Annotated in this window: 12 protein-coding genes; 5 read left to right on the top strand and 7 right to left on the bottom strand. The window is 57.6% G+C overall.

The features are described from left to right. Window positions 1–156: 156 nt before the first annotated feature. Both QKE19_RS04755 and ppgK read right to left on the bottom strand, forming a co-directional pair. On the bottom strand, window positions 157–1719 hold the full coding sequence (locus QKE19_RS04755; RefSeq protein ID WP_016422651.1) for an RNA polymerase sigma factor: 1563 nt from the start codon (window positions 1717–1719) through the stop codon (window positions 157–159). A gap of 395 nt (window positions 1720–2114) precedes the next feature. Then, a complete protein-coding gene (gene ppgK, locus QKE19_RS04750) occupies window positions 2115–2870 on the bottom strand; it encodes a polyphosphate--glucose phosphotransferase (RefSeq protein WP_101688159.1) in 756 nt (251 codons plus the stop codon). A gap of 34 nt (window positions 2871–2904) precedes the next feature. Here ppgK and QKE19_RS04745 point away from each other — a divergent pair, with 34 nt between their 5' ends. Next, window positions 2905–3882, top strand: a complete 978-nt coding sequence (locus QKE19_RS04745) for an inositol monophosphatase family protein (protein ID WP_347890488.1) — start codon at window positions 2905–2907, stop codon at window positions 3880–3882. Between the two features lie 9 nt (window positions 3883–3891). Here the strand turns inward: QKE19_RS04745 and QKE19_RS04740 are convergent, their stop codons facing one another. Next, window positions 3892–4500, bottom strand: a complete 609-nt coding sequence (locus tag QKE19_RS04740) for a LytR C-terminal domain-containing protein (RefSeq protein WP_347890487.1) — start codon at window positions 4498–4500, stop codon at window positions 3892–3894. A gap of 203 nt (window positions 4501–4703) precedes the next feature. On the opposite strand from QKE19_RS04740, the gene QKE19_RS04735 reads away from it, so the two are divergent. After that, the gene (locus QKE19_RS04735) at window positions 4704–5000 is read left to right on the top strand and encodes a DUF4193 family protein (RefSeq protein ID WP_016422655.1); all 297 of its coding nucleotides are present in this window, start codon (window positions 4704–4706) and stop codon (window positions 4998–5000) included. A 108-nt stretch (window positions 5001–5108) separates the two neighbouring features. On the opposite strand, the gene QKE19_RS04730 is transcribed toward QKE19_RS04735, so the two are convergent. After that, window positions 5109–5585 (bottom strand): DUF3093 domain-containing protein, encoded by a 477-nt coding sequence (locus QKE19_RS04730; protein WP_048733250.1) that lies wholly within the window; start codon window positions 5583–5585, stop codon window positions 5109–5111. A gap of 166 nt (window positions 5586–5751) precedes the next feature. Between QKE19_RS04730 and dut the strand changes: the two genes are divergently transcribed. The 3 genes from dut to QKE19_RS04715 all read left to right on the top strand — a co-directional run bounded on the left by dut (window position 5752) and on the right by QKE19_RS04715 (window position 8502). Next, window positions 5752–6204 carry a dUTP diphosphatase gene (gene dut / locus QKE19_RS04725; RefSeq protein WP_048733249.1) on the top strand — a complete coding sequence of 151 codons (453 nt, stop codon included), beginning with the start codon at window positions 5752–5754 and terminating at the stop codon, window positions 6202–6204. A 118-nt stretch (window positions 6205–6322) separates the two neighbouring features. Beyond that, window positions 6323–7102, top strand: a complete 780-nt coding sequence (locus QKE19_RS04720; RefSeq protein WP_150961535.1) for a DUF3710 domain-containing protein — start codon at window positions 6323–6325, stop codon at window positions 7100–7102. 134 nt (window positions 7103–7236) lie between these two features. Beyond that, window positions 7237–8502: a class I SAM-dependent RNA methyltransferase gene (locus QKE19_RS04715; protein ID WP_347890486.1), complete on the top strand. Its 1266-nt coding sequence runs from the start codon at window positions 7237–7239 to the stop codon at window positions 8500–8502. On the opposite strand, the gene QKE19_RS04710 is transcribed toward QKE19_RS04715, so the two are convergent. The 3 genes from QKE19_RS04710 to QKE19_RS04700 are packed head-to-tail and all read right to left on the bottom strand — an operon-like array spanning window position 8503 to window position 10434. Then, on the bottom strand, window positions 8503–9060 hold the full coding sequence (locus QKE19_RS04710; protein ID WP_347890490.1) for an HRDC domain-containing protein: 558 nt from the start codon (window positions 9058–9060) through the stop codon (window positions 8503–8505). Further along, window positions 8964–9803, bottom strand: a complete 840-nt coding sequence (locus QKE19_RS04705) for a ribonuclease D (RefSeq protein ID WP_347890485.1) — start codon at window positions 9801–9803, stop codon at window positions 8964–8966. The genes QKE19_RS04710 and QKE19_RS04705 overlap by 97 nt, the downstream gene beginning before the upstream one ends. 40 nt (window positions 9804–9843) lie before the next feature. Then, window positions 9844–10434, bottom strand: coding sequence for a DUF3000 domain-containing protein (locus QKE19_RS04700; protein WP_042388665.1), 591 nt, complete (start codon window positions 10432–10434; stop codon window positions 9844–9846). Between the last annotated feature and the right edge of the window lie 124 nt (window positions 10435–10558).

Raw genomic sequence — 10558 nt, 5'->3', positions numbered from 1 at the left:
GGCCATTTTTCAGGTCATTTTTGACATAAACGCAGTCAGTAACTCACTAGCGCTGACACCAAAAGAAAAACCGGGCCCGAATAAGGTGTGAAACCTCATTCAAGCCCGATTCTCTGGGGCTAGCTGTTAGCCCCTGAACAACTTCAGGTTAAAGCTTTACTCCAAGTAGTCGCGCAGAACCTGCGAACGCGATGGGTGACGCAGCTTGGACATCGTCTTGGACTCGATCTGACGGATGCGCTCGCGTGTCACACCGTAGACCTGGCCAATCTCGTCAAGCGTACGCGGCATGCCGTCGGTAAGGCCGAAGCGCAGGCGGACGACACCGGCTTCACGTTCGGAGAGAGTCTCCAGAACGTCGCCAAGCTGGTCCTGGAGGAGCGTGAAGCTGACGGCGTCCACAGCGATGACTGCCTCTGAGTCCTCAATGAAGTCACCGAGCTGGGAGTCGCCCTCGTCACCGATGGTCTGGTCCAGCGAAATGGGTTCACGAGCGTACTGCTGAATCTCGAGAACCTTTTCCTCGGTGATGTCCATCTCCTTAGCGAGCTCTTCCGGAGTGGGCTCGCGGCCCAAATCCTGGAGCAACTCGCGCTGGATACGACCGAGCTTATTAATGACCTCGACCATGTGAACCGGAATACGAATGGTTCGAGCCTGGTCGGCCATTGCACGAGTAATGGCCTGGCGAATCCACCACGTTGCGTAGGTGGAGAACTTGTAGCCCTTGGTGTAGTCGAACTTCTCGACCGCACGAATCAGGCCGAGGTTGCCTTCCTGAATCAAGTCGAGGAAAGCCATGCCACGGCCGGTGTAGCGCTTTGCCAGGGACACCACAAGACGGAGGTTGGCCTCGAGCAGGTGATTCTTGGCGCGCTGACCGTCGCGAGAAATCTCGCGCAAGTCGCGCTTTTGGGCGTAAGCGATGCGCTCGCCGGCTTCCTTGGCCTCGTCAATCTTGTACTGCGCATACAGACCGGCCTCGATGCGCTTTGCCAGACTGACTTCTTCCTCGGCAGTCAGCAGCGCGACCTTACCAATCTGCTTGAGGTAGGCGCGGACAGAGTCGGCGGAGGCGGTGAGGGCAGCATCTTTGCGGGCCTGACGCAGACGAGCGGACTCGTCCTCGTTCCAGACCTCGTCGCCCTCGTCCTCTTCATCCTCGTCTTCGTCTTCGTCCTCGTCGTCCTCTTCTTCATCATCGTCGAGGTCGTCGTCTTCGAGGTCGTCATCATCCAGATCGTCGTGAAGATCATCGTCTTCGAGATCATCATCCAGATCCGGGTCGTAGTCCTGCTCCTGCTCCAAGTCGTGGTCGAGTTCCTCGTCCTCGAGCTCTTCGTTCTCAGTTGCGTCGAGAGCCTGCGCGTCCTTCGCCTTCGCTGCAGCAGCCTTGGCCGCGGTGGCCTTCGCAGCCGTTGTCCGCTTAGTTGCCTTCTTGGCGGCGGCCTTACGCGTGGTCTTCTTAGCGACGGACTTCTTGGCCGCCTTCTTCACGGTCTTCTTGGCCGCTGCCTTCTTAGCGGTCGTCTTCTTCGCCGCAGTTTTGGTAGCAGCCGTCTTTTTGGCAGCAGTTTTCTTCGCGGCAGTCTTCTTTGCCACGGTCTTCTTCACTGCCTTCTTGATGGCCTTCTTTACAGCCTTCTTTGCAGGAGTAGCTGAACCGGTGCCACTCCCGGTGGATTGGTCCTGAGCTTGCCCCAGTTCGTTGCCTGCCACGAACGCCCTTTCACGATGTACGTTGTGTGCGCCGCCAAAGCCGCCGCCAGCTTCTCTCGGTCGAAGAGAAGCTCAACGCGCCAGTGGTGCGCCTTTACTTCGTCTATAGCCAACTAGCCGAATGGAAAACATTCAGAGCTGACCTTTTCGTGCCACGGTCATCAGTGTTGCTTTCTGGCTCCTAGCGAAGAAGTAATCGGTGAAAATCCTCATCGAAGCAGTGCGCTGGAATTCGATTTTCCCAATCCTCCTCGAGCCTGTTGATTATTCAACCTTGCCGTGAGTCAACTTCTTATTGTAAACCAATTCTTAAAATCGCCGCCACGGGGCATGGCTTCAAGCACGTGTCACGCCCGACACGTAGCTACCAATCCCCATATAAGAAATGAAAGTGGTTAAGGGTAAAGTCCCTGGTCAGCTGCAAAGGCGGCGCCAGCAATACCCGCATTATTATCCAGACTTGCGGGGACAACTAGAGTCTTACATGTCAACAGCGGAATCCACTTTTCGTGTTCGCGACTGATTCCGCCGCCGACGATGATCCGTGACGGCCAAAACAGCGCCTCGTAGGTCTTAAGCACCTTGCTCACGCGCTCAGCCCACTCTTCGAAGCCGATCCCCTCCACATCCTTAACTCTCGCGGATGCAAAATGTTCGGCCTCCATGCCATCAATGATGAGGTGGCCTAACTCCGAATTGGGGTAGAGCAGTCCGTCATGAATAAGCGCGGAGCCGATGCCTGTACCAAAAGTTAGCAACAACACGGCGCCTGTCTTATTGCCCGGATCGCCAAACTGGACTTCAGCGAGGCCGGCAGCGTCAGCGTCGTTAAGCACGTGCGCCTTGTTGTTGGGCAGGTATTTAGCGAAGAGCTCTTGGCAGTTCGTATTAACCCAAGAACCGTCAATATTGGCGGCCAGCAAGGCAATCTGATTCTGTACGACGGACGGAATCGTGATGCCGACATCGGAATCCCACTTCGCAATGTCCACAATTTCTGCAATGGTCTCCGCAACCGCTTCCGGAGTTGCCGGCTGTGGCGTGAAAATCTTAATGCGGTCACCAATAAGCTGCCCAGTATCAAGGTCCACGCGGCCACCCTTGATTCCAGAGCCTCCGACGTCGATGCCAAATCCAATTCGTTGTCCCATAGCTCAAATTGTACGAAACAGACACAATGGAGGCATGAGCAATAACTCGCATGGCACCGAACAACTCGCTAACAGCGCGGATAATAGGGGGTCTGCTGCACCGAATAGCCCCGGGTCCGTGCGGCCCAGCGTCGGGGAATTGCGTGACCGCGCGGTACTTATCGCCCGCGCAGCCGCGGCGCACATCGCCAGTCGTCGGGTCGAACTCGGCTCCGATGACGTTTTAGCAAGTTCCGAAACGAAGTCCTCAGCTGTTGACCCCGTCACCGTCGTCGACCGTGAATCTGAGGAGCTCATTCGTTCGCTTATCAAGACGTTTAGCAGCTCTGACCGCATTTTGGGCGAAGAAGGCGGGCTTGACGACGGCGCGAGTTCCCCAGCGCAGGCTGCCAACGAGGGCGAAGCGGTGACCTGGATTGTAGACCCCATCGACGGTACGGTGAATTTCCTCTACGGCATGCCCAATTTTGCTGTGAGTATCGCTTGCGCCGTAGGCGATGAGGTAGTGGCGGGTGCAGTGGCAAATGCGTCCTCGGGAGAGATTTACAGTGCAGCTAAGGGAGAGGGCGCTCAGGTTTCTCGACGGGACGGCACTGTGCAGACGCTTAGTTGTTCCCCAACGGCCGAGCTGGAAAAGACACTTGTGGCAACGGGATTCAGCTATTCCGCTAGTCTCCGGCAGGTGCAGGGCCGGATAGCGTCGCAGTTGCTGGGGGAGTGTCGAGATATTCGGCGCATGGGATCGGCGGCGCTGGATTTGTGCATGGTGGCGCACGGCCGTGTTGATGCGTATTACGAACACGACATCAAGGTTTGGGATTATGCAGCTGGTGCTCTGATTGCGGCTGAAGCAGGCGCAAGGATTAGGGTCCCGGAATTCACTCAGTGTGCCAACGTTACTGGCCGGCCGGAGGGAGACCCGCTCGACTTTGGTGTCGGTGCGGCGAACTCTGAAGTTGCCGATGCGTTCTTCGAGGCATTGGATGGTGCTATCGCGAAGGCTAGGAATTAGTGCGTCGGTCTAGGAGCAGCTGCTCGAGCCTAACGAGCTCAAACCCTCTAGGTCGGCTTGTTCGCCACGGTTCAATGCGGACATCGCGCCCTCAACCTGGCTGGCTACTTCGAGATCCTTAAACCCCTTACCCAACGACACATCGACGGTTGCATCCGGCCGACCATCGTGGATGAGCTCAAAGCAGGGGAAAAGAGCGTGAAGCGCCGCGGCGTGGCCATTGAAGTCCTCGCCATAACGCAGCTGGCCGAAGCAACCGAGGTCTTGGTTTTCCACAATAGGGTCGTTGCCGTAGGGAACCTGCTCATCGAGGACAAAATCGAGCTGCCGCAATTGCTCGGCGACGGTTGTAGCCTGGCCGACTTTGCCGTTGGCATTATAAACGCGCACATGAACATCCGACGGTGGAACGACGTGCTCTCCGATTAGCGTGGTGGAGGAAACAGGGGTCCCAGCCGCGGGGAGGGAACAGGACACCGGATAACTTGCCGGTTGGCTGCGGAATGCCAACACCCACAACGTAGCGGCAATCACTACAGCAACGACGGAAACCGCCACGTAGGGAACAATTTTTCGTCGATGTGATGCGCTCGTAATGCTCGCGGGGCCTGAACTCATAGCCATCATGTTATCGTCTCCTCGTCTAATAGGCATAGAAACCTATTCTGACCTGCAGAGATGACAGATTGCGTGAATTGCCTTAATATCCGCTGAGAAAGGCACTGGAGAGTACAGGGTGTCAATCGTCTCAACGCGTTGTATTCTCCGAGAAAAAGTCAGTTCACAATGTCTAGCAAAGGTCCAGAAAGAAGGTTTGGGACATGGCTGTAAACTACGATGCCCCGCGTACTCGTGAAACCGAAGAGCTGGAGACCGATTCCCTCGAGGGCCTTCAGGCTGCATCTGCTGAGAAGGAAATCGACGACACTGACGACGGCGAAATTGTCGAGCCGTTCGAGTTGCCGGTCGCCGACATCGCGGGTGAAGAATTCGATATGGATGTTGCCCCCAAGGGGGAGGATGAATTCACCTGCGGCTCCTGCTTCATGGTGATGCACCGCTCGATGATCGCAATCGATAACGGCGATGGATTCCCTATCTGCCAGGACTGTGCCTAATCCCCGCGCAGCCGGGATAGCTTCCTAGAAAAAGGAAAACCGCCACTACCACGGTTCTGGCGGCGCTGGGACCGTCGGCAAGCGTGTAGCGGCGGTGAGAGATTTGACCTAGCGGTCGAAGAAACTGTCAAGCAGTGCCTCGGGGTGGCGGGTGGAGACCAGCCAATAGGGGGTGGGGTCGTCCGGATCGTCGAGGACTAGCAGCACCATCGTGGGAATCCACGTGTGCGTAACCAGGAATGCTGCTGGATCGAGCTGACGGCCCAACGCATTGCGCTGCGCGGACTTCGGGACCACCAGGGATTTGGCAACAACCGATGCTGGCAAAACTGCCGTGCCAGCGTGAAGCCAGCGTTCACCAGTGCTGTCCACTTCTACGGACACCGTGGTCTTCGACATAGTCAACAGCACCCACACGCCCACGGCCAGACAAATAATGCCGCCGATGACAAGCCAAATCGGTGAACGGTTAAAGCCAATCTGGGCCGTGCATACAAAAACGGCAGCAGCGCCGAGTACCCAGAACCACCAGGGAACCCAGAGCTTTTCGGAATAGACAATCGATGAATCTCCGCTCGAGCTCATTGTTATTGCCGCACCTTCAGAGACGGATGCTGAGCTGTCGCCGCGACGAGGCTGCAGGTTATCTTTTCCACTCACGGTTATCCATTCTAGGGCACGGCTATGCTCGGTACTGACAAGGCCGAAGTGCGGTTCTTAAAAGACGCGACAGCGAAGGATATACAAAGAAATGACTTATGCCCCGGTGCAAGTGAAAAAGCTCGCTAAAGACGCTGTGATTCCCCAGCGTGCGCATGCCGATGATGCCGGTGTGGATTTGAGCTCAGTGGAGGATGTCGTCCTAGCACCAGGGCAGCGGGCGCTCGTGGGAACCGGTATTGCCATTGCCTTGCCGGCGGGCACAGTGGGATTGGTTCATCCTCGCTCCGGATTGGCTTTCAAAAAGGGGCTGTCCATCGTCAACGCTCCCGGCACGATTGATGCCGGTTACCGTGGTGAGCTTAAAGTCTGCCTGATCAACTTGGACCCGACCAATGCGGTGGAGATCGCCAAGGGCGATCGAATTGCCCAATTGGTTGTGCAGAAGGTCGAGCTCAGCCCGCTGGTGGAAGTCGATGAGCTCGATGAAACTGAACGCGGCGCGGGCGGTCACGGGTCAACCGGAGTGTCCACGACGCTTTAAAACGCCTCTGACAGCGCGGGGACCCTACCAAGTGTGGTTCAATGCGTGAAGAGCTCAATAAAGCGTTTACAAAAGCGTATACAAAGATTTCTTTTTAGCGAGGTGTCAATAAACCACCATGTGGCCATTTGGAAAGAAGAACCAGCCAGAAGAACCAGCTGCTGAGGCAGAGGCCGTTACCACCGACTCTGCGGCGCCAGCTTCTGAGGAGGCTACCGCAACCGTGCATGACGACGCGTCGGAAACCGCCGCGGAGAACGCACCAGCAAACGGCCCCTTCGATATCAACAGCGCTAGCCCGACGCAGTTTGATTTTTCGGACTTCGCGAAGGCCAGCCTGAACCTCGGTTCGATGCTGCTGCCTATTCCTCACGTTGGTGATATTCAGGTGGAGATGGGGCCGACAGGTCCAACCATGCTGCACGTCGCCACTGAGCATGGCCGCGTAACTCCTGTAGCATTCGCTGCTCCGACGTCGGGCGGCCTCTGGGAGGAGTCCGCTCAGGAAATCAAGGACGGTCTTGAGTCCGATGGCCTCGATGTCCACGTCGAGCAGGGGCCGTGGGGTTCTGAGGTCGTAGGTCGCACCTCCGATATGGAAATGCGAATCATCGGCGCCGACGGCCCGCGTTGGATGCTTCGCATGACGGCTTCCGGTCCGGCTAATCGGGCGGAGGAACTCGCAGATCTCGCCCGCGGTCTCCTTGCCCGTAGCTTCGTCTCTCGCGGTGAAAACCCGATGCCAGCAGGTCAGCCGCTTCCGGTTACGCTGCCGTCCCAGATGGCCGAGCAGATTCGTCAGGCATACCAGCAGCAGACCCAGGCTGCCCAAGCTGAAGGTGAACCCGGGCAGGTGCCAGGCGCTACTGGTATCAACCCGGATGGCTCCACCAATTAGTTTGGTCAACCCGCCAGCAGAGAGAAGCTAGCTACTTGACCAGTTAGAAAAGGATCTGCAGGCGCCACTGTGCACTGCCCGCCGCCGTCACCCGACGGCGGCTTTTCTCTTGTCAGCGGGTAGTATCACACTGCGTGAACATCGAAGTGACTATTGACCGTCCCGCTGCCGGCGGAGAATTCATTGCCAGCTACGACGGACGAATCGGTTTCGTCACCGGCGGTATCCCCGGCGAACGCGTTGTTGTCGAAATTGCCAAACCTGATGCCAAGCTGTGGCGCGGCAATGTCGTTGAGGTTTTGGATGCCTCAGAGCATCGAATTTCGCAGCGTTGCGAAGCAGCTCAGCAGGGCGCGGGCTGTTGCGACTGGGGTTTTATTGATCCTGAGCACGCGGCGCGTCTCAAGGCTGATGTCTTGACCGATTGCCTGCGCCGTCTTGGACGTTTCACCGCCGACGAGCTGCCAGCTATCGATGTTCTTCCACTGGCTCCGACCTCCCGTTGGCGCACGCGCGTGCGGCTGGGTGTGGATTCCCAGGGACGAGCGGGATTACGTCGTTCCCGTTCCCACGAGCTCGTCATCGGCTCCGAGTGCGTCCAAACAGTTCCCAATCTCATCGCTGGCTTTTCGACGGCCGGAACCATCCCTGTTGCTAAGCCTGCTCGCGGTCGAGGGAGCAAGAAGCCGAAGCCAGGAGAACTCCATGTGGCCATGGACACGGAGGGTAACCGAAGTGCTGTATACGTTTCCGGCAGCGGCAGGAACCGCACGCAAACGTTGATTGAAGGCGAGCCAACTACACAGCACACCGTTCACGGAATTACTTTCGATGTGCCGACGACCGGTTTTTGGCAAGCCCATTGCCATGCCCCTGAGTTCTATGGATCGCGCATCATCGACCTGTTGGTTGGTCAGTCTTTCTCCTGCGGTTGGGATCTTTACGGTGGCGCAGGCGTTCTGTCGGCGGCACTGCGCAAGCTAGTTGACGCAGAGGGTTCAATTCTCTCTGTCGAGGGTTTTGCCGCGGCAGCGACGGCGGGGCGCAAGGCTTTCACTGCAGCTGACCACAGTGGGAATGCGTCGCCTGCGGCACCAGTCCGGTTCGTAACCGGGGATGTCACCAAGGTAGTGCGCCGCGAAGTTGCTAATGCGGAAACACCAAACCCGGATATCGTCGTTCTCGACCCTCCGCGCTCCGGTGCTGGTAAGGATGCCATTGCCGCTATTGCTGAGGCAAAGCCACGCGTGGTTGTACATTTCGGTTGCGATCCGGCGACTTTTGCCCGCGATGCCCGGTACTGGGCTGACTACGGCTACGCGTTCAAACACCTCGAGGTCGTGGACGCATTTGGTCTAACGCATCACTTTGAAACCATCGCAGTGCTGGAGCAGCTGTAGCTAGAGTGGCTGCCGCATGGGCGCAAGAACGTTGGCGCCGATCACGTCGGCAAGCAAATGTGCCTGCCATGGGCGGAAACCCTGTTCGCTGAGGTGAGCGGAGATTTCGGTAACGGCTGGCAGGCCGCCAGCGTAGTTGTCGTGGTGGCGGAAAACGAATGAGCCGACTGCGCGGCTGTGAATCCACCACACCAGTTCACGTGTCTGCGCGGAGGTAATGAGTGTGTCTTTGCGCAGGTGGATTTGGGCACAGACGTTGTCGATGCAGTCTCGCGTGGTTTCGAAAATTTCGGCGGCTTGTGGGGCATGCTCAGCCCAACGTCGAAAGTGGGGCATCTGGTTGGGAGCCTGCTTCTGGGGCTTCGGCCATGACGACCTGGGTTCCTGACGGGCTTCATTAACGACCTTCAACCAAGCGTCCGCGGCACCGCGACGGCGACGTGGAAATCCACGGATTGCAGTTAGTTCACGCTGCGTACCGGGGAGTTGTTCTGCGATTGTACGTAGAACGCTGTGACCCATGACGTGTGTTGGGGAGACATCACGGCGCTGCGCGATTTCGTCACGCTCAGTCCACAGTGCACGGGCGACGTTAAGTTGTTCGGGAGTGCGCAGCTTCCCAACCCTTTGAGCCCCTGCCACGAGTGTACGACGTGCAGACCATCGAGGTATTTACGGTTTAGAGCGAGTTCGCGTTCGCATTCCTGTTCCAGCCATTCCAAACGGTCGAGCTCAGTCAGCGCCTGACAAAGAACCTCGGCGAGTTCGATGAGCAGCTCGACATCCAAGGCTGCGTAGTCCAGCCAATCTGCTGGCAGTGGACGAGTAGACCAATCCTCTCGACCGTGCCCCTTGGCAAGTCCAACTCCGAGGAGTCGCTCTGTCAGAGCTGCTAAGTTGACTCGCTCCAGGCCGAGAAGGCGGCCGGCCAGCTCAGTGTCAATGACTTTGGTGGGGTAGAGACCCAGAGCTGCGAGGCAGGGAAGGTCAGAATGAGCGGCGTGAATAATCCAGGTCAGGTCGTTGACTGAGGAACCGAAAACGGCCATCGCCTTGCGACCATCTTCGGGATCGATGAGAAAGGTGCCCGCTCCACGGCGGCGAAATTGAAGCAAGAAGGCGCGGTCGTCGTAGCGATATGCCGAAGCTCGTTCAGTATCGACTGCGAGCCAACCGTGTCCTTTGGCCAGCTGCTCACCGGCGTCAATAATGTCGTCGATGGCAGAAAGCACGCGTGGAGTTCCCTCGGCTGGGGCAAGTCTTACTTCTACGTCGGGACTAGTTTCCACGTCGGAGCTCATCGCACGCCTCTTCGGTCGTCGGTATCAGCAGTCGCCGGTATCAGCCCAGCAGGGAAACGCCGACGGGTGGCAGACCAGCGACGTTCGCTAGTACCTGAGCGAAGGATTCAACGTGGGTGCGCAGGTCGGTGCCACGAGCAGTCCACGATGCGCGCATTTCTAATTGAAAGGCCTGTGGCTTGCCGCCGATCTCGCCATAGCGGACAGAGTTCGTAGTAGTCACCGTGCCACCCAAGTTCGACAGTTCGGCGTTGTTCTCAGCCAGAGCCTCGGTGAGCCATTGCCAGGCAACCTGGGGGAGCAACGGATCTTCCGCGAGGGAGGCATCCATATCCGCCTGGATGTATGCAACCAAGCGCATGTCACCGTCCCAGGTTTCCTCACTGCGGGGGTCATGGAGCAAAATTAAACGACCAAAGGCATCGTCGTCCGAGGACTCGGGGACGATATCAGCTTCGGGCTGCGTGACCTCAAGCGAGACAGCGTGGCTAAACGGTGCCAGCTTCTGCGGTGGCCGAACGGTGCCCAGAGCAATCTCAGGTCGCAGTTCAGCAGAGTGCATTGACTGGACCGCGGCGCGGAAGTTCTGTGGCATTGAATCGGTTCCATTCACGCGCCTGAACTTAGCCATATGACGCTTGCGTTAGTGGGAGGCGCGCCGAAAAGAGTGGGAAGCGACCAAGCGGTTCGTCGAAAACGCACAGCAGGGCGAGAGAATTTCCTGTTCTTAGTACCCCACATATCAATTTCTAAGG

It is taken from the genome of Corynebacterium sp. c8Ua_99 (genome assembly GCF_039907185.1).
GTDB classification, from domain to species: Bacteria; Actinomycetota; Actinomycetes; order Mycobacteriales; family Mycobacteriaceae; genus Corynebacterium; species Corynebacterium jeikeium_D.
This window is presented reverse-complemented; position numbering and strand designations above follow the sequence as displayed.